A 20,925-nucleotide genomic window follows, 5' to 3' on the forward strand; every position below is an offset into this window, starting at 1 on the left:
AATCGCCGTCGGCAAGGCGGTTGCGTCGACCTCGTCATCCGTTCGTTTCCGTCGCGCTCATCGACTTCTTTGACCGCTTCGACCTCGCCGACCCGGCCGGTTCCGTCGACGGCACAAGGCGGCGGCGGACGCGCGCGACACGCCGCGCCGTCCGTCGCGCATCGCGAATCGCCCGCTCGGATCAGAACTTGTGCCGAATCCCGACGATCGCGAGCTCCTGCGAATCGGTGCCCGAGTTCGCGCCATACGAGCCGACCGACGCCTGCGCGTCGATCACCGAGCCGTTCGCGCCGAGCGTGCGGCCGCTCGCCTTCTGGTAGCCGAACAGCGCGTACAGGTCGGTGCGCTTCGACAGCGCGTAGCCGGCGCCGAGATTCACCTGGTGATAGTGCGCGGAAGCCGGCCCCGTCAGCGACGTGTAGTTGTAGCCCAGGCCCGCGCGCAGCGCCGGCGAGAATTGGTAGTTGAAGAACGCGGAGCCGCTGTTGAACTTCGCGGTCTCGTTGAACGTCGACAGCGAATCGCGGCCGTATTGCGTGTTCGAGTATGCGAGACCGAACGTCGCCGAGCCGAGCACGTACTGGCCGCCCACGCGCACGATCTGAATCGACTTCGCGCTCGCGAAGCCCTGGTTGATCACCGTGTTGAACAGCGTATCCGAGCTGCTCGTCCACGTGCGCACGCCGTTCGCCGCGGTCGCGCCGCCGTCCGCATACAGATAGCCCGCGCCGAGCGACAGCGGCCCGTTCGCGTAGCTCGCCGCGAAGCTGTACGTGCGGCCGCTGCCCGTCGCGCCCGCGACGCCGCCGAAACCGTACAGCGCTTCGAACTGGAAGCCCGACAGCACCGGGCTCGTGTACTTCACCGAGTTGCTGACGCGCAGGCTGTTGTCGTAGTTGTCGAGATCGCCCGGCGTCGCGAACACGCCGCCGAAGTAATTGTCCTCGGTGAGCCCCTGCACGAGATCGACGACCGGATCGTATTGGCGGCCGAGCGTCACGGTGCCCCACGTGTTGCTCGCGAGTCCGACGACCGCCTTCCGGCCGAACTCGCGATTGCCGTTCTGCACGCCGGTGCCGAGATTGAAGCCGTTTTCGAGCTGGAACAGCGCCGTGAGGCCGCCGCCCAGGTCCTCGGCGCCCTTCAGGCCCCAGCGGCTGCCCGACAGATTGCCGCTGCTGAATTTCACGAGGGACGACTGATTGCGGCCGTCGGTTCCCTGAACGTTGTGCACGTATGCGATGCCCGCATCGACGATCCCGTACAGCGTGACGCTGCTTTGCGCGTGAGCGCCGGCGGACAGCAGGAGGCCGGCCGGCACGGCGAGTGCCGCAAGATGCTTCGCTTGCTTCATGTGGTGGTGTTCCTCGTGGTCGACTTGTTGTTGGAATCGCTGAACGATACGGACAGGACGACGAATCGAAAACCAATTAATTCTGCGATGTTTATGATGTGCGCCGGATCGCGCATGAACGAACGCATACGCGACAATGTCCATTGCCGACGCGCCCGCCCGATTCGCCTCGCGTGATGCGCCGGGCGCCGGAACGATCGCGCGCTCGGCGAAGCGCGGCCCGCTCGATCAGAGCGTCGACCGATCGGTCGTGCGGCCGGATCGGACACGCCAACGTCGTCGATCCCGGTGAAGCCAATCGGCTCGACGCTCGGCCGCAACGCGTTCATGCAAATACGGCCGATACGATACGTCGAGCGCCTTCGCGCCGCACACGTCGCGAGCGCTTGCGACGACGTACGCGCTGCAGCGCGCCGGCCGAATGCGAAACGCAATCGACGTGCCTGACGGATGCCGAGAAGACCGACCGGCAGCCAAGACGTCGCCATTCACGCGACGATCGTGTTCTTGCGGCTCGCCGTCCGATGACGACGCCGAAATCGCTTTTACACAAGCCCTCCACACCGATCGGAGCTGCGGCAACGTGGCCTTGAAATGCGGAGAACGGAGGAATCGGCCCCGGATTTGACGCGCAGCCGAAGAAGTCAATTAATGCCTGCATAGCGCATCAATCAGAAAGCCATGCGGCGAAGCCGTTTTCATGACGGATTATCATAAAAAGTCTGACTCAGGCATCCTAGATGAAGCCGCTTAAATCTTCGCCACCGCACCCCGCTCAGCCTTGTTCATCAAGGCACACGACGAAGCGTTAATTACTTTATTCTCTAATTAATATTGGCTCTACTTTTTTCTTTGACACAACAAAATCACACTTTTATTACATCTCCCTTAAAAATTCGTTAGACAGTCCCAAGAATCCTATGGTTAAATTCAACCGACTCGCAGGGTGCTGACCTGTCCGATTGAATTTATCCGGATCACGCCATTCAAGCGAATAACCCATATAACAATAAATTCCAGCAAAAATGCCTCCAACATTCCTTCGAAAATAACAATAAATTCCAAGGTGTCAGATGTGATGCGGGAAAGCATCCTGCGGCAGGCGGATTTGCAATGTCCGCTCATTTGATTGGGACTTCGATGGGTACTTAGCAATGCTAATCGACGAACGAAATCCACCGGAAACAGCTGATTCTACACATGGCAGCATTCGAGGGAAGTTGCAAAAGCGAGGCTGGGCGAGATTCGACGCCGCCGATCTCGACTATATCGAAGCGGAATCGCGCTGCGTGGCGCGGCTCAGTCGATACGCCGATCAACTGCCCGTCGATCGCTACGGCGGAGCGGGACGGCACCGCAGTTACGCCGAGGGCATTCTCATGCCGGGCACCGGTCGCCTCGACTGGAAGCCGGGCTTCGTCGGAGCCGACGGTGCGATCGAGCTCGAATATCGCCAGGAAGCCGGCTTCCAGCCCGAGTACGGCGGCGTACACCGCCGCTTCCTTCGAACGAGCGACAGCATTCTCGCGCTGCCGCTGATCCGCCGGCTCATCCGATTCGACCTCGCGCTCACGCCGTTGAGCGAGATCGACGAACCGCTCCTGTGCGGCCTGCACGTGCTCCGGATGCGGGCCCTGCCGGGCATCACGTCGAGAATCACGCCGGACTGCCTGCATCAGGACGGCCAGCCATTCACCGCCGTACACCTGATCGACCGCACGGCTGCGATCGGCGGCGTCAACTACATCGCACCGCCGCAATACGCGGGCCGCCAGGTGGACGACGTGCCGGACGATCAGGTCCATGCGTTTTCGCTACACGCGCCGCTCGAGAGCTACATCATCGACGACGAAGCCGTCAGCCATCACGTGACGTCGATCTCGTGCGCGCCCGGCGCGCCATGCGGAATCCGCACCGTCATTCTCATCGACTTCACGCCGCTCAGCGCCGTCGTCCGCGCGTCGTCGGACACCGCCCATCCGATGCCCAATCTGGAGCCCGTTCGTGACTAATCGCTCAACCCGATTGCAATCCCTCGAAAACGTCGAGCGCACCGCCGCAATTTCCGAACACGGCGCCTTCACGCTCGCCCCCACGGCGGCGCAGCGGCGTCTGTGGTTCGTGACGAACGGCGACGTTCGCTCGGCGACATACAACATCGCGGCATCGTTTCGAATCCGAGGCCCTCTGGACGAAGACGCGCTCGGCAGCGCGTTCGTCTTCATCGCAAACCGGCATCCGATTCTCGCTTCCCGTTTCCGCACAGTGGACGGCGAACTCGTCATCGAAGCGCGTCCCGCGAGCGCCCTGCTTCAATCGGCCGATCTGAGCGAACTCGCTCCCGATGCGCAATCGGCCGCCGTCCGGCGGCACGAGCGCGAGCTGGCCGCGCACATCTTCGACCTCGAGCGCGAAGCGCCGCTGCGCGCGACGCTGCTGCGCACCGGCGACGATCGCCACGTCCTGATCGTCAACATCCATCACATGGCGAGCGATGCGTGGTCGCTGGATCTCTTCTACCGTGAACTCGGCGATGCGTATCGCGCATTGCGCGACGGCCGCGAGCCGGCGCTCGCCGCGGTGCGATATCCGACCGCCGCCGACGCAGCCGAATCCCCCGTCGACGCGGAATCCAGGGACGACGGACGCAAATACTGGCAGCGTCAGCTGGAAGGCATTCCGAACCTGCACAAGCTGCCGACCGACCGGCCGCGCCCGCCGCAGCAACGCGGCGCGGGCGCCGTCTCGAGGCATGCGTTCGATCCCGCGATCGCCGCAGGCATCGCCCGCCTCTGCCGCACGGCCGGCGTCACGCCGTACACGGTCGGCATCGCGGCATTCGCCGCGCTGCTCCACCGGTATTCGAGCGAAACCGACATCGTCATCGGCAGTCCGTTTGCGAATCGAGCGACCGAGGAACAGCAGCGGCAGATCGGCTTCTTCATCAACCTGGTGCCGCTGCGCTTCGACTTCAGCGGCGCGCCGAGCTTCCTCGAGCTGCTGGCGCAAACGCAAACCACGACGCTCGATGCGTTCGAGCACATCGGCTTGTCGTTCGACGAGATCGTCGACGTCGTGCAGCCGCCGCGTTCGCTGAGCCACGCGCCGGTCTTTCAGGTCATGTTCGACTATCTGAAAGGCTCGTCGCATGCGCTGTCGCTTGCGGGGACCGACGTCGACGGCGCGCTGATCCACAACGGCACGACGAAATACGATCTGACGCTTTCGCTCGAGGAAATCGACGATGAGTGGATCGGCTTCCTCGAATACGACACGGACCTGTACAACGCGTCGACGATCGCGCGACTCGCCGGCCACCTCGACCAATTGCTGCGCTCCGTGCTCGATGCGCCGAACGAGCCGGTGACGAACGGCTCGCTGCTGAGCGCCGACGAGCTCGCCGACGTCCTGCGGCTCGCCAAGCCCGGCGAACCGCTCGTGTCCGACGGCTTCTCGCCGATTCCTCGGCGCATTCGCGAGGCCGCGCGGCGCACGCCGGACGCCGAGGCCGTCGTCTATCGCGATACGCGGCTCACGTACGCCGAGCTCGACCGGCTATCCGATCGCATCGCGGCGCGGCTGCGCGCGCGCGGCGTGACGCCGGGCAGCCGCGTCGCATGCTTCATTTCGTACTCGCACCACATCCCGGTCGCGTTCGTCGCGGTCCTGAAAGCCGGGGGCGTCTATCTTCCGATCGGACCGAACGATCCGCGCTTTCGCGACAAGATCGACGACGCGCAGCCACGCGCGATCGTCACCACGGAGCACGATCGCGCGCGGCTCGACGACGACCTCGGCGCTCTCGCGCTCGCCGTCGACGACGATGCCGGCGAGGCGCCGGCCGCGCCGCCGTTCGAGATTCCGGCCTTGCTGGAAGACGATCCCGCCTATGTAATCTATACGTCGGGTTCCACCGGAAAACCGAAGGGCGTCGAAGTCTCGCACGGAAACCTGAACCTGTCGTATCACGCGTGGCGTCAAGCCTACCGCTTCGACCAGCCCGGCCATCCGGTGGCGCTGCAGCTCGCGGGCCCGACGTTCGATCTATGCATCGGCGACCTGAGCCGAACGCTCGGCTCGGGCGGCAAGCTCATCATGTGCCCGCGCGACTGGCTGCTCGACGCATCGAAAGTGCATGCGCTGATCGAGCGCGAGCGCGTCACGTTCGGCGATTTTCCGCCTGTCGTGCTGCGCGAGCTGATCCGCTACTGTCACGATCGCGACGTGCGTCTCGACGGTTTCGCTGCGCTCGTCTGCGGCGCGGACGTGTGGTTCGGACACGAGTTGCAGGCGGCGCAGGCGCTATGCGCGCCGCATGCGCGCGTGCTGGGCTCGTACGGCGTGACCGAAGCGACGATCGACAGCTCCGTGTTCGATCCGGCCGAGCACGATCTGGCGCCCGGCAGCGTCGTGCCGATCGGCCGGCCGCTGGCGAGCTGCGAGCTCTACGTCGCCGATTCGCGGCTGCAGCTCACGCCGATCGGCGTGCCGGGCGAATTGCTGATCGCCGGCCCCACCGTGTCGCAGCGCTATCTGAACAACCCCGAGCTCACGCGCGAGAAGTTCATATCCGGCGCATTTGACGCACGCGGCTGTCTCGTGCAGACGCCCGGCGAGACGCGCTTCTATCGCACGGGCGACGTGTGCCGGATGCTGGAGGACGGCACGATCGAATTTCTCGGGCGGCGCGATCATCAAGTCAAGATTCGCGGGTTCCGTGTCGAGCTCGGCGAGATCGAAAGCACGCTGGCGGCGCATCCGGACGTACGCCAATGCGCGCTCACGACGAAGAACGAGCATGTCGACGACGCCATGCTCGTCGCGTACGTCGTCACCGACGCGCCGACCGCCGCGCTCTATCGTTTTCTCCGCGAACGCCTGCCGGCCCATATGCTGCCGACCGCGATCGAGCGGCTGCCGGAATTGCCGCTGACGGCAAGCGGCAAGATCGACCGCAAGCGACTGCAGGCACTGGAAGTGTCGCCGCTCGGCGGCAGCCAGGCCGAGCCGCGCACCGACACCGAGCGCCGCGTGCTCGAGCTTTGGCGAGCCGCGCTGCCCGCGCCCGTGACGGGCATCGATGAAAACTTCTTCTTCTGCGGCGGGCATTCGCTGATCGCCGCGCGCCTGATCTCGCGCATCAACGACGCGTTCGGCGTGCGTTTCGGCGTCGCGGCGTTGTTCAAGCATCCGACCGTCGCGGAAATCGCGGAGCGCGTCGACGACGAGCGGCGCGCACTGGCTGACGCAGGCCGCGCACCGGATGCGCCCCCCGGCGGCGCCGATGCGCCGGCGTCCGAATCAGTCTCCGTGCGGGACTCCGATCCTCGGCGGCTTTCGTTCGCGCAGAACAGTCTGTGGTTCGCGGCGAAGCGGCAGCCGCAGGATTTCACGTACAACATACCGATGGTCTGGCGCCTCGACGGCGCGCCGGATCGCGACGCGCTCGCGTGCGCGCTCGACGACATCGTGCGCCGCCATCCCGCGCTGCGCACGACGTTCTCGGCGAACCTGCTGCCGTTGGGCGCCGAATCCGGCGACGTCTCGCTCGAGCCGGTGCAAACCGTCGCCGATGGCGTGCAGGCGGCGCTTCGCATCGTGAACGTCGCCGACGACGAAACGTTGTCCCGCCTGCTGCGCGACGAAGAAACCGCACCGTTCGACCTGACGACGGGCCCGCTCGTGCGCGCCGCCCTCTTCGTGCGCGACGATCGCCGCCACCTGCTTTGCGTGACCGTCCATCACATCGTGTTCGACGGACCGTCGCTCGGCATCTTCTGGCGCGACCTGCAGGCCGCCTACAACGCCCGCGCACGCGGCGAAGCCTTCGTACCGGCGCCGCCCGGCGCGACGTATGCGGACTTCGTCGCGCGGCAGCGCGCGCAGGCCAATCATCCCGCGCTCGACCGGCAACTGTCGCACTGGCGCGAGCGCCTGCGCGATCTGCCGCCGGCGCTCCGAATTCCGGCCGGCGCGGTGGCGCAAACGCAGCCAGGCCCGTCGAGCTTCGAGATTCCCGCGCCGCTCGCGGCGCGAATCGAGCGGACGTCGCGGCAGCTCAGTTGCACGCCGCTGATGTTCTATCTGAGCCTGTTCGCGCAGGCGCTGCGCGACGAAACGGGCGACGACGACCTCGCCATCGGCATCCCGACTTCGCTGCGTCCGACCGACGCGTTCGACTCGGTGATCGGCTTCTTCACGAACACGCTGCCGCTGCGCGTGCGCTTCGACGACGCCGGAACGTTCCGTGATCTGCTCGACCACGTGAAGCACACCTGCCTCGACGTGTTCGAGCACCGCGAGGTTCCGTTCGAGCGTCTGGTCCAGGCGCTCAATCCGCCGCGTCCGGCGAAGCGCAATCCGATTTTCCAGGTGCTGTTCTCCTACGATCTGGACGAAGTCGGCTCGCTCGACTTCGAAGGCGTGCGCGCGACGCTCCATCCGCTTGAAACCTACGTCGCGAAGCTCGATCTCGAGTGCGCCGTCGCACGGCAGGGCGACGCCGTGTTCTGCCATCTGATGTCGCGGCCCGGTTCGTTCGACGACTCGTCGCTCGAACGCATGCGCGAGCGCTTTCTCGCGCTCGCGGCCCGCGCGTCGGCCGACGTCGACGTCCGCGCCGGGACAGTCGCGAACGGCCATGCAACGCCCGCGACCGCCGACGGCGACCGCGCCGACCTCCATGCGCTGTTCGCCGCGCGTGTCGCGGACAGCAGCGAGCGCGTCGCGATCGAATCGGGCGATCTCGTCCTGACGTATCGGGAACTCGATGCGCTGTCGGCCGCGACCGCCGCCTCGCTGCGCCGCGTCGGCGTGCGCAGCGGCGACCGTGTCGGCATCTGCATGGGCCGCCATCCGTACGCCGTCGCCGCGATGCTCGCGATCGCTCGCGTCGGCGCCGCGTTCGTGCCGCTCGATCCGGAGCACAAGCCGCAGTGGAACCAGTACATCGCGGACGACGCCGCGCTGCGCGCGATCATCAGCCGCGGCGAGCTCGTCGACAAGGTGGCGCACCTGAGCCTGCCGCTCGTCGACATCGATATCGTCGACGTCGATCCGCCCGCCGACGCGGCGACGCTCGACGCCGCCGTCGCAACCGACGGCGCCGCCTACGTCATCTATACGTCCGGCTCGACGGGCATGCCGAAAGGCGTCGCCGTCCCGCATCGAAGCGTGTGCCACAACGTGCTTGCGATGCGGGACACATTGGGCGTCACGCATCGCTCGCGCATCGCGCAGTATTCGTCGCCGATCTTCGACGCCGTGCTCGGCGAGATTTTTCCGGCGCTCGCGGCGGGTGCTGCAGTCATCTTCGGCGAACGCAGGCGGCTGCTGCCCGGCAACGACCTCGTCGATTGGCTCGCGCAGCGGCAAATCACGCATCTGTGGATCGTGCCGTCCGCGCTCGCGCTCGTGCCGCACGCGCCGTTGCCCGCGCTCGAGGCGATCGTCGTCGCCGGCGAGGCGTGTCCGCGCGAGGTCGCGCGGCGCTGGGCGGCCGGACGACGCCTCTTCAACGGCTATGGTCCGACGGAGTGCGCAATCGCCGTCTCGATGGCCGAATACTGGGCCGAAGGCGAACGCCTCGTGCTGCGCCCGCTCGGCGGCGCGCGCTTTTACGTGCTCGACGATTCGCTCGAGGAAGCGCGCGACGGCGCGGCCGGCGAGTTGTTCGTCGGCGGCGTCTGCGTGTCGCACGGCTATCTCGGCAAGCCGGCGCGCACGGCATCGGCGTTCGTCGCCGATCCGTTCGCCGCGCATCCGGGAGCGCGGATGTATCGCACCGGCGACGTCGTCAGACGGCTCGACGACGGCAGCGTCCAGTTCATCGGCCGCGCCGACCGCCAGGTCAAGATCCGCGGCTTCCGGATCGAGCTCGACGCCGTCCGCGCCGCGCTGATGGAAGCGCCGGGCGTGCGCGCAGCCGAAGCGCTCGTGCATGCCGATGCGCGCGGACAGCTGGAACTCGTCGGCTACGTCGTCGGCTCGGGCGACCGGGACGCGCTCGTCGACGCGCTGCGCGGCAAGATACCCGACGTGATGATTCCGTCCGCATACGTCTTCCTCGATCGCTTGCCGACGGGACGCACCGGCAAGGTGGACCTGCAGGCGCTGAAAGCGATCAAGCCGACGGACGGCGCCACGCGCGCGATCGCGCGGACGGCGTCCGACAAGCCGGCGTCCGCGCGCGCGACGCCGGCGGCGACGATCGCACGGGTTGCGGCCATCTGGCGCGAGCTGCTCGGACGCGCCGACATCGGCGGCGACGAAAACTTCTTCGACGCGGGCGGCCACTCGCTGCGCGCGGTCGCGCTGCACCAGCGTCTGAGCGACGCATTCGGCGACTGGATCACGCTGACCGACGTATTCGAATATCCGACGATCCACGCGCTATCCGCGCAGATCGACGTCTTGCGACGTCGGCACGAACAGGCCGCCGCCGACCCCGCATCGCCCGCGACGGAAGCGACGGCAGTCGAGATCGACGAGCATTCGATCGCGGTCGTCGGCCTCGTCGGACGCTTCCCGCAGGCGCCTGACCTGCAGACGTTCTGGGAGCGCCTGCTGTCGGGGTACGAAGCGGGAACCGAATTGTCGGACGACGAGCTGCACGCCCGCGGCGTGCCGCCCGAGGTCATCGCGCATCCGGATTTCGTGCGCCGCGCGAAAGTGCTCGAACGCGTCGCGGACTTCGACGCCGAGTTCTTCGGCTACTCGCCGCGCGAGGCTCAGGTGATGGACCCGCAGCAGCGCATCTTCCTCGAACTCGCGTGGGAGCTGCTCGAGCAGGCAGGCTACGGCGACCGCGACGCACAGCGGCCGGTCGGCGTGTTCGGCAGCGTCGCGTTCAGCTACTACCTCGTCGAGAACGTGATCCCGAACATCCGCAAGCACCGCCTCGACGCCGGACAATGGATGCTCGGCAACGACAAGGACTTCGTCGCGACCCGCACGGCGTACAAGCTCGACCTGCGCGGCCCCGCCGTCAGCGTCGCGACCGCCTGCTCGTCGTCGCTGACGGCCGTCCACATGGCGTGCGCGAGCCTGCGCACGGGCGAGTGCGAGCTTGCGATCGCGGGCGCCGTCGGCCTCGATCCGGAACAGGGCGGCTACGTCTATTCGGAAGGCGGCATCATGTCGCCCGACGGCCGCTGCCGGCCGTTCGACGCCGCCGCGAACGGCACGGCGGGCGGCAGCGGCGCGGGCCTCGTGCTGCTCAAGAAGCAGTCCGCCGCGATCCGCGACGGCGACACGATCCACGCGGTCATCAAAGGCTCCGCGATCAACAACGACGGCGGCAGCAAGGTCAGCTACACGGCGCCGAGCGTGAGCGGCCAGGCAGCCGTGATCGTAGACGCGCTGCGCGCCGCGCGCGTCACCGCGGACACGATCGGCTACGTCGAAGCCCACGGCACCGGCACGCCGCTCGGCGATCCGATCGAAGTGCGTGCGCTGACGCAGGCGTTCGCCGCATCGGCGAGCGCAGACGCGAGCACCGTCGCGCCGCCCGCCGGCAAGTGCGGAATCGGCTCGCTCAAGGGCAACATCGGGCACCTCGACGCCGCCGCCGGCATCGCCGGTCTCATCAAGACGATTCTCGCGCTGCGCCACGAAGTGATTCCGCCGAGCATCAACTGCGGCGAGCCGAATCCGCAGATCCGTTTCGACGAGACGCCGTTCGAGGTCGTGCGCACCGCGCGTCCGTGGGCGCGCGGCGCCGCGCCGCGGCGCGCGGGCGTGAGCGCATTCGGCGTCGGCGGCACCAACGCGCACGTGATCGTCGAGGAAGCGCCGGCCGCGCGCGCCGAACGGCCCGCCGCGGACACGGGCGAAGGCGCGCAGCTGCTCCCGGTGTCGGCCAAATCGCGCGAGGCGGTCAGCGACCTCGCGCGCAGCTTGTCGGCACGCCTCGCGAGCGGCGTCGAAGGCGCGACGCTGCGCGACGTCGCCCATACATTGCAGGTCGGGCGCACCGCGTTCGCGCATCGCGCGTTCGTCGTGGGCGAGGGTGTCGAATCCGTCGCCGCGCAGCTGGGTCGCGCCGCCGCGCTGCCGATCATCGATGCGCGCAAGTCCGTGCCCATCGTCTTCATGTTCCCCGGTCAGGGCAGCCAGTATGCGGGCATGGGGCACGCGCTGTATCGCCGGTATCGCGTATTCCGCGACGCGGTCGACCACTGCGCGGACCTGCTGGCTCCGCATCTGCACATCGACATCCGTGCGCTGATCCACGGCGACGGCGGCCGCACCGCCGATTCGGAGCAACTCCGCGAAACGCGCTACGCGCAGCCTGCGCTGTTCACGGTCGAATACGCGCTCGCGCGCCTGCTCGACGACTGGGGCATCGCGCCCGACGCGCTGATCGGTCACAGCCTGGGCGAACTGGTCGCCGCATGCATCTCGCGGCGGCTCGCGCTCGACGACGCGCTCGCGCTCGTCGCGGCCCGTGCGGCTGCGATGCAGCGTCAGCCGGCCGGCGCGATGCTCGCCGTCACCGCAACGCCGCGGGATCTCGACGCGCTGTACGCGACCGGCTGCGAGCTCGCCGCCATCAACGGCGACGACCAGTTCGTGCTGTCCGGCTCGCCCGGCGACGTCGCCAAGCTGGAGGACGCATGCGTGCTCGCCGGCCTGCCGTGCCAGCGCATCGCGACGTCGCATGCGTTCCATAGCGCGCTGATGGAAAACGCGGTAGGCGAAATCAACCGCATTGGCGCATCGCTGCGGATCGACGACGGCCTCGTCCCGATGATCTCGAATCGCAGCGGCCGGTGGTTCGACGAAAGCGATCGGCGAGACCCCGGCTACTGGGGCGACCACGTGCGCCGTACGGTCCGGTTCTCCGAAGGATTGTCGACCGTGCTCGCCGCGTTCGACCGCCCGCTCCTGCTCGAAGTCGGGCCGGGACGCACGCTCGCGTCGCTCGCGGCCGGTCTCGGCGGATTCGACCGGTCACGCGTCGCGACGACGATGCGCCATGCGCGCGAACAGCGCACCGACGAAGCGGCGCTGTTGACCGGCATCGGAACGCTATGGGCGCACGGCGCGCACGTCGAATGGGAACGCCTGCGAGACGGCGCCGCCGCACGGCGTGTCGCGCTGCCCACCTATCCGTTCAGGCGCAAACGTCACTGGCTGGATCGGCCGGCGGCCGACGCCTCGCCCGATCACGCGCCGCCGCCGCCCGACGACGGCACGCTGCGCTTCGCACGCGAGGAAATCGACGCGAAGCGGATCGAAGTCCGCTTCACGTTGAGCGAGCGTCACTGGTTCGTCGACGAGCATCGCATCTTCGAGCGCAACGGCGTGCTGCCGGGCACCGGCTGCCTCGAACTCGTGCGGCGCGCGTTCGTCATCTCGCACGGCGCGTCGCAACCCGTGCTGCGCGACGTCTATTTCCCTTCGCCGCTCGTGTTCGAGGCCGGCGCGCGCCGCAGCATGCGCGTCGTGTTCACGCAGCGCGACGACGCGCTCGATTTCGTGCTCGAGAGCCGCGGCGACGGCGTATCCGCCGCCGAGACGTTGCCGCACGCGAGCGGCAGCATCTCGGCCGCGCGTCTCGACGACGCCTCGCCGTTTCCCGATGACTCGGTCGACGCATTGTGCGCCCGCCTGGCGCTGCAGCCGCTCGCCGATGTGCCTGCGCAATTCGGGCGCGCGTTCGCCGAATACGGCCCGCGCTGGCGTTGCATCGACGCGGTATGGCTCGGCGAGCGCCGCGGGCTTGCCCGCTTGCGCCTGCCTTCCTCGTTCGAGCGCGACCTGCCGGCGTTTGCGCTTCATCCCGCGCTGCTCGATCTCGGCGTCGCGTTTCTGCATGCGTGTCTGCGCCCGGCCGACGCATCGCTGCCGTTCCGGTACGAGACGCTGACGGTCCACGCGCCGCTGACCGCCGAGTGCTACAGCCTCGCGATCGAGCGCGCGCCCCGGACGTTCGACGTCACGCTGTTCTCGTGGGATGCGCAGGCGCGGCGAGCGACGACGCTTGTCGAAATCCGCGGATTCGGCCTGCGCGAGACGGACCGCGCAGGCGGGGCGGCGTCGCGCCGCGCCGCCGAAGCGACGCCGGCCGACTGGTGCCGCACGCCCGCCTGGGTGCAGGCGCCGCTGCCCGCGCATCGGCGCGAGGCAGGACCATGGCTGACGTTCGTGGATGCGCCGGACGCGCCGCTTGCCGCGCATGCGCCGTCACACAGCGCGCAGGTCGTCAAGGGCGACGCGTTCCGGCGGCTCGACGATGCGCGATTCGCGCTGCGCGCGGGCTCCCGGGACGATTATGCGCGACTGCTCGACGCGCTCGCATCCGACGGGCGGCTCCCGTCGCAGATCGTCTATGCATGGGGCGCCGGCGAAGCGCGCCCGGCGCATGACGCCGCGCACGACGGGTTCGCGCATCTGGTCACGCTGATCCAGACGCTCGCGGAACACGCAGCCGCGCCTCGTGTGACGCTCGTCACGCGACGATGGCGCCGCGCCGACACGCCCGCCGCCTGTGCGGCCGCCGCGATCGCCGGGTCGCTGAAGGCGGTGCAGTGGGAGTTTCCCGACATCGTCTGCCGGCATGTCGATGTCGACGACGACGAGCCGTCGACGCAACAGGCGCTGCTCGCGGAGCTGGCGATCGTGCCGGACGCCGACGAGGGCGGCATGGGCCACGTCGACAAAGCGCCGACCGTCTGCCTCGCCGCCGGCCGCCGCGAGACGCTGCGCTTCGTCGATCCACCGGTGCCGGCATCGAACGGCCCGTTGCGCGACGGCGGCGTCTATCTGATCACGGGCGGGCTCGGCGGCATCGGAGGCGAGCTCGCCCGGCACATCGCGGAAACGACGGCGGGCGCGAAGCTCGGCCTGATCGGCCGCCAGCGCGACGGTCTCTCCGACAAGCAAGCGGCAAGGCTGCGCGAACTGGAAGCCGCGGGCGCCGACGTCGCCGTGCTGCGCGCCGACGTCGCCGATGCGCGGCAGATGCAGGCGGCGATCGCCGAGCTGCACACGCGCTTTGGCCCGGTCAACGGCGTCATTCACTCGGCCGGCGTCGAGGCGAGCGGCCTCATCGAGACGGGCACGCCCGACGCGTGGCGGCGCGTGCTCGCGGCGAAGGTCGCGGGCACGCACAACCTCCACGACGTGATCGCGACCGACCGCCCCGACTTCGTCGTGCTCTGCTCGTCGCTCGCGTCGCTCGTCGGCGGTCTCGGTCAGGCCGATTATGCGGCCGCCAATGGCTACCTCGACGCGATCGCGCGCCATTGGCGCCGAGCGCGCATCCCGGTCGTTTCGCTGAACTGGGACGCGTGGGCGGAAACTGGCATGGCCGTCGATTACACCGAGCGCATGATGCATCGCGGCGCCGATGCGGTGCGCGGGCTGACCAACCGCGAAGGCCGCGCGATCTTCGATCTCGCGATCGGCATGCCTGCGGCCGGCGTCGCGCAACTGGCGGTCAGCAAGTTCGGCTTCGACCACCGGCCCGCGGACGCGAAACGCAAGACGGCCGCCGCGCCGCCGTCGAACGACGTCGAGCGCACGCTCGTCGGTCTGTGGCGCGACCTGCTCGGCGTCGACGACGTCGGCATCGACGACGATTTCTTCGATCTCGGCGGCCACTCGCTGCTGGCGACGCAGTTGATCTCGCAAGTGCGCGATCTGTACGGCCGCTGCCTGACGCTCGGCGAATTTCTCGACGCGCCGACGATCTCGCGAATCCTGCGCTCGATCGACGCGACCGGCCGCGCGCAGCCATCGAACGACGCGGCAATCCGCTATTGCGTCGTGCCGATGGTCGATGCGGGCCGCCGCGCGCCGTTCTTCTGCATTCCCGGGATGGGCGGCAACATCACGCAACTGCTGCCGCTCGCGACGACGCTGCACGCGGACCGGCCGGTCGTCGGGCTGCAGTATCTCGGGCTCGACGGCACGGCCGCCCCTCACACGTCGATCGAGCAGATCGCCGCACATTACATCGCGTGCATGCGCTCGGTCCAGCCGCAGGGGCCGTATCACTTCGGCGGGCATTCGCTCGGCGGCAAAATCGCCTACGAAATCGCGCGGCAGTTGATCGACGCCGGGGAACGGGTCGGTCTCGTCGTGCTGTTCGATTCCGCCGCGCCGCCTTACGCGCCGGTGCCGTATCAGGACGACGCCGAGATGGCCCGCCTCATTCTCGGCGTCTTCGCGTACTACGCGGGCAAGCCGGAGCTCGTCGACGGCGTCGACGAGGCGCTCCGTCCGCTGTCGCGCACCGAACTGCTCGACTTCATCGGCGAGCGCCTCGCGCGATCCGGCGTCGTGCAGGCGCAAAGCGACAGCAACTCGATCCGCGGGCTGTTCAACGTTTATCGCGCGGCCGCCGACCTGTCGCCGACGTACGATCCGCCGCGCGTGCAACGGCCGATCCCGATGCTGCTCGTCAAGGCGACGGACCCGATGCCCGAAGGCTTCAACCTGCCCGAGATCCGCGACACCGCCGCGTGGGGATGGGAGCAGTTCACGAGCCTGCCGGTCGAATGCCGCGAGGTGCCGGGCAATCACTACTCGTGCCTGATGCCCGAATACGTCGGGCACGTGTCCGGCTGTGTGCGCGCGGCGCTCGCTTCGGCCGACGCGACACGCCCCGCGAATCCGGCCGTCGCATGAGCACGCCTCCGACGCAACGACGCGCGGCGAGCACCGATCGTGTGTCCCGCTTGCCCCGGCAGATCGTCGTGGTACTGCTGACGCTCGCGGTGGACGCGATCGGCATGGGCGTCGCGGCACCGGTGCTGCCGGATCTGCTGCGGGCGATCGAGTACGGCCCCGCCAACGTGCCGCTGCTGCTCGGCGTGCTGATGACGTGCGCGGCGCTCATGCAGTTCGTCTTCGGGCCGCTGCTCGGCACGCTGAGCGACGCGCTGGGACGGCGGCCGGTGCTGCTTGCGGCACTGCTCGGCAACGCCGTCGCGTTCCTGCTGCTCGCTTCCGCGCGCGACTTCACGTGGCTGCTCGCCGGCCATTTGCTCGTCGGCGCGACGGCGGCCAGCACGGGCGTCGCGACCGCCTATCTCGCCGACGTCACGCCGCCGAGCCTGCGCGCCGCGCGGTTCGGCCTCGCGAGCGGCGTCGTCGGCCTCGGTCTCGTTGCAGGTCCCGCGTTCGGCGGACTGCTGGGCACACTGGGACCGCGGGTGCCGTTCTACGCGGCGGGCGCGCTCGCGGTCTGCAACTGCGTGAGCGCCGTGCTCGCGCTGCCCGAAAGCCTACCTGCGACGCAGCGCAACCCGGTCGCGTGGCGACGCGCGAATCCGTTCGGCAGCCTCGCGCTGGTGCGGCAGGATCGCCGCTTTCGCCGCCTGTCGTTCGCCGTGTGCTGCGGCATGATGGCCTACGGCATCTACCTCACCTGCTTCGTCATCTCGAACGAGCAGCGGATCGGCTGGGGACCGAAAGAGAACGGCATGGCGCTCGCGATGCTGGGCCTCGGCATCACGCTGACGCAGAGCTTCGTCCTGCCGCGCCTCGTGTCGCGGCTCGGCGAACGCAAGACGGCCATTGCCGGCTATGCGCTTTTCGTGCCGGCCTACGTGTGCTACAGCGTCGCCGATTCGCCCGCCGCCGTGATCATCGCAATCGTGCTGCATGCGCTCGCGCTCGTCAGCGATCCCGCCGTCCGCACGATGATCTCGCTCCTCGCGAGCGCGGGCCGGCAGGGCGAATACCAGGGAGCGCTCGTCTGCCTGATGGGATTGGCCGCATCGTGCGCGCCGATCGCCGGCGCGAACCTGTTTCATTTCTTCGCCGATCCGTCGTCTCCGCTGCGCCTTCCGGGCGCGCCCTTCCTGGTCGCCGCTGCACTGTACGTGCTGTCGCTCGCCGCCGTCCTGCGCAGCGATGCCGGCACACGCACCCAGGCGCAGACCGTGCCGTTTCCCCCCTACGCTAGAGAGGATAGCCATGACTAATCTGCTCGACGATCCCGAAGGCTCGTTCTTCGTGCTGTCGAACGCCGAAGGACAACACTCGCTCTGGCCGGCGTCGATCGCGCTGCCCGCCGGCTGGACCGTCGTCTTTGGGCAGGACGCGCGGCAACCGTGCATCGACTACATCGACACGCACTGGACCGACCTGGCCCCGCGCCGCCCGCGCGCGGCCTGACGTCATACCCGCGGATGCCGACGTTCCGCCGCGGAACGGGCACCGCGCGCCGCCATCGCAGCGGCCACCCGCCCCATCACGCGACGCCCAACGAGGACACGCCGACATGACGAACGAGTTCGCTCGCAGCGCTTATCCCTTGCTGCCTGCCCAGCAGGAAATCTGGTTCGCGGAACAACTCGCGCCGGGAACCAGCGCGTACAACACCGCCGCGTATCTCGACATCGAAGGCCCGGTCGACGCCGGAACGTTCGACGCGGCGGCCCGCCGGCTTGTCGCCGAGACCGAATGCATTCGCGTCGCCTTCACGGAATGCGATTCGATTCCGATACAGATCCCGAGCGCCGACGGCGACTGGAATGTCGCCCATCTCGACTTCTGCTCCGAAGCCGATCCGCACGCGGCCGCCGAAGCCTGGATGGCGGCCGATCGCGTCCGTCCGACGGATCTCGCGCGCGACCGGCTGTTTCGCTTCGCGCTGCTTCGCATCGCGCCCGACCGGTTCTACTGGTACGTGTTCTTTCATCACATCGTGATCGACGGTTTCGGGGTCACGCTGCTGACCCAGCGATGCGCCGAAATCTATACGGCGCTCGCGGAGGGCGGCGCGCCGGCACCGACGCGCTTCGGCACGCTCGGCGATCTAGTGCGGACCGACGCCGCGTATCGCGCATCGCCGTCGTTCACGCTCGATCGCGACTATTGGACTGCGCGTCTCGCCGGCCGGCCGTCGCCCGCGACCCTGTCGAGCGACGCGAAGCCCGGCGGGTTCTCGCCGCTCGGCGGCTTTCGCCGCGAATGGGAACGCCTGTCGCCCGATGCGAGCCGCGCGTTGCGCGCGCTCGCGCAAGCCGAAGGCACCGGCATCCCGCAACTGATGATCGGGCTATCGGCCGCCTATCTGCAACGCGCGCTCAATCAGGACGAGATCGTCGTCGGCATGTCTGCGACCGCGCGCACCGGCCCCGACATGCGCAAGACGCCGGGCATGCTCGCCAACGTGCTGCCGCTGCGCTTCGCGTTCGATGCGGCGGCATCCCTGCAGACCGTCGCGCGACAGGCCGCGCGAGAAGTGCGGCAGGCGCTGCGTCACGCGCGCTATCGAAGCGTCGAACTCTTCCGCGACGCGCAGCAGACCGGCGAGAACGCGCGCCTGTTCGCCCAGGTCGTCAACGTGATGTCGTTCGACTCGGATGCCCACTTCGCCGGCCATCGCGCGCGATTCCGCCACCTGTCGGCCGGGCCGGTCGACGATTTCTCGTGGACCGTCTATGACCAGGGCGACGACGAGGGACTCCGCATCGCCTTCGACGCGAACGCCGCCCAATACGGCGACGACGAGCTAGGCCGCCACCGCGAGCGCTTCGTGCGGCTCGCCGAAGCAGCGGCGACTTCGCCCTCACGGGCGATCGCGACGATCGGGCTGGCGAGCGCCGCGGAGCAGCACCGTATCCTGCACGACTGGAATGCGGTCGCGGCAGCGACGACGGGCACCGTGCCGGATACGTTCGAGCGGCAGGCGGCCGCCACGCCCGACGCGATCGCGCTCACCTTCGGCCCCGCGCATCTGTCCTATGCGGCGCTCAACGCGCACGCCAACCGCATCGCGCATCGGCTGATCGCGCTCGGCGTCGGCCCCGGCGCGATCGCGGCCGTGTGCGTGAACCGCTCGCTCGATCTCGTCGTCGCGCTGCTCGCGATCCTGAAGTCGGGCGCAGCCTACCTGCCGCTCGACCCGGACTATCCGCCGGAGCGTCTCGCCTTCATGCTGACCGACGCCAGGCCAGCCGCGACGCTGACCACCGCGGACCTCGCATCGCGCGTCGAAGGCGGCGGCGTCGTGCTGCATGTCGACGATCCCGGCGAAAACGATGCATCGCCCGCGGCCGCGCCCGATCCGACCGATGACGACCGGCTCCGGCCGCTGCGCCCGTCGGATCCGGCGTACGTCATTTACACGTCCGGCTCGACGGGCAGGCCGAAAGGGGTCGTCGTCCCGCATGCCAACGTGATCCGTCTGCTGACGAGCACCGAGCCCTGGTTCCGCTTCGGCCCGAACGACGTCTGGACGCTATTCCACTCGTGCGCATTCGATTTCTCGGTATGGGAGTGCTGGGGAGCGCTGCTGACGGGCGGCAGGCTCGTGATCGTGCCTTATCCGGTGAGTCGCTCGCCCGTCGAGTTCCTGAGCCTTCTCGCACGCGAGCGCGTGACCGTGCTGAACCAGACGCCGTCGGCCTTTCAGCAATTGATGCAGGCGGATCGCGACGACGCCGCGCTCGGCCGGCAGTTGCGGTTGCGCTACGCGATCTTCGGCGGCGAGGCGCTCGACGTGCGCAAGCTCGACGACTGGTATGCGCGCCACGCCGAGACCGCGCCGCAATTGATCAACATGTACGGCATCACGGAGACGACCGTGCACGTCAGCTATCTCGAGCTGACGCGGCGCACGGCCGCCGAGCCCGCGTACAGCCCGATCGGCTGCAAGATCCCCGACCTGCGTCTCTACGTCCTCGACGGCGCGCTCAATCCCGTGCCGCCCGGCGTCGCGGGCGAAATCTACGTCGCGGGCGCGGGGCTCGCGCTCGGCTATCTCGGACGGCCGGGCCTGACCGCGCAGCGCTTCGTTGCAGACCCGTTCGGCGCGCCCGGCACGCGCATGTATCGCTCCGGCGACCTCGCGCGCTGGCGCGCCGACGGCACGCTCGACTTCATCGGCCGGGCGGACGATCAGATCAAGATTCGCGGGTTCCGCGTCGAGCTCGGGGAGATCGCGCACGCGCTCGTGCAGCACGCAACGGTCGCGCAGGCCGAAGTCGTCGTCCGCGAGGACACGCCCGGCGAGAAACGCCTCGTCGCCTACGTCGTCGCGGCGACCGGCCTCGCCGCGACGCCGCAAGCGCTTCGCGCGGATCTCGCGCGGCATCTGCCGGAGCACATGGTGCCGTCGGCCGTTGTCGTGCTCGATGCGCTGCCGTTGACGCCGAACGGCAAGCTCGATCGCCGCGCGCTGCCTGCGCCCGTATTCGCGAGCCACAGCAAGCGCTCGCCCGCCGACGAGCGGGAGCGCGCGCTATGCACGGTGCTCGCGGAAATTCTCGGCGTCGACGACATCGGCCCGGACGACAATTTCTTCGAGCTGGGCGGCGATTCGCTGACCGCGATGCGCGTCATCAATCGCGTGCGCGCGGAATTCAGCGTCAAGCTGTCGATCCGCGACCTGTTCGCCGCCCCGAGCGTCGCACTGATCGCCGCAAAGCTCGAAGCGAAACGATCGACGCCCGTGCGCGCCGAAGCACATGCGGCACAGGACGCATAGGGCAGCCCCGCACCGGGCCGTCCGGTTTTCCAGCGAGGCCCACTCCCGTCGGTTGAAAAGACGTCAGCCGCAGCTCGCCTATGTAGTTGTGGGCGCAACCAGGCGGCTCCGCTGCAAAGCG

The 20,925-nt window shown here is 68.5% G+C and carries 7 protein-coding genes; 5 read left to right on the forward strand and 2 right to left on the reverse strand.

Annotated elements, in window-relative coordinates:
• Positions 1-181: 181 nt before the first annotated feature.
• Positions 182-1,354, reverse strand: a complete 1,173-nt coding sequence (locus BG90_RS20005; RefSeq protein ID WP_010119006.1) for a porin — start codon at positions 1,352-1,354, stop codon at positions 182-184.
• Positions 1,351-1,842, reverse strand: coding sequence for a hypothetical protein (locus tag BG90_RS35390; protein WP_124072371.1), 492 nt, complete (start codon positions 1,840-1,842; stop codon positions 1,351-1,353). The genes BG90_RS20005 and BG90_RS35390 overlap by 4 nt, the downstream gene beginning before the upstream one ends.
• 666 nt (positions 1,843-2,508) lie before the next feature.
• Between BG90_RS35390 and BG90_RS20010 the strand changes: the two genes are divergently transcribed.
• The 5 genes from BG90_RS20010 (at position 2,509) to BG90_RS20030 (ending at position 20,804) form a co-directional block, all read left to right on the forward strand.
• Positions 2,509-3,366 carry a 2OG-Fe dioxygenase family protein gene (locus tag BG90_RS20010; protein ID WP_232239180.1) on the forward strand — a complete coding sequence of 286 codons (858 nt, stop codon included), beginning with the start codon at positions 2,509-2,511 and terminating at the stop codon, positions 3,364-3,366.
• 13 nt (positions 3,367-3,379) lie between these two features.
• The gene (locus tag BG90_RS20015; protein ID WP_045568368.1) at positions 3,380-15,991 is read left to right on the forward strand and encodes a hybrid non-ribosomal peptide synthetase/type I polyketide synthase; all 12,612 of its coding nucleotides are present in this window, start codon (positions 3,380-3,382) and stop codon (positions 15,989-15,991) included.
• Positions 15,988-17,292: an MFS transporter gene (locus tag BG90_RS20020; protein WP_374189783.1), complete on the forward strand. Its 1,305-nt coding sequence runs from the start codon at positions 15,988-15,990 to the stop codon at positions 17,290-17,292. Before BG90_RS20015 ends, BG90_RS20020 begins: the two co-directional genes overlap by 4 nt.
• Entirely contained in the window at positions 17,285-17,485 is a 201-nt protein-coding gene (locus BG90_RS20025) for an MbtH family protein (RefSeq protein WP_010109149.1), read from the forward strand. The genes BG90_RS20020 and BG90_RS20025 overlap by 8 nt, the downstream gene beginning before the upstream one ends.
• Before the next feature lie 106 nt (positions 17,486-17,591).
• A complete protein-coding gene (locus tag BG90_RS20030) occupies positions 17,592-20,804 on the forward strand; it encodes a non-ribosomal peptide synthetase (RefSeq protein ID WP_010121901.1) in 3,213 nt (1,070 codons plus the stop codon).
• Positions 20,805-20,925 lie beyond the last annotated feature (121 nt).

Source organism: Burkholderia oklahomensis C6786 (genome assembly GCF_000959365.1).
GTDB classification, from domain to species: Bacteria; Pseudomonadota; Gammaproteobacteria; order Burkholderiales; family Burkholderiaceae; genus Burkholderia; species Burkholderia oklahomensis.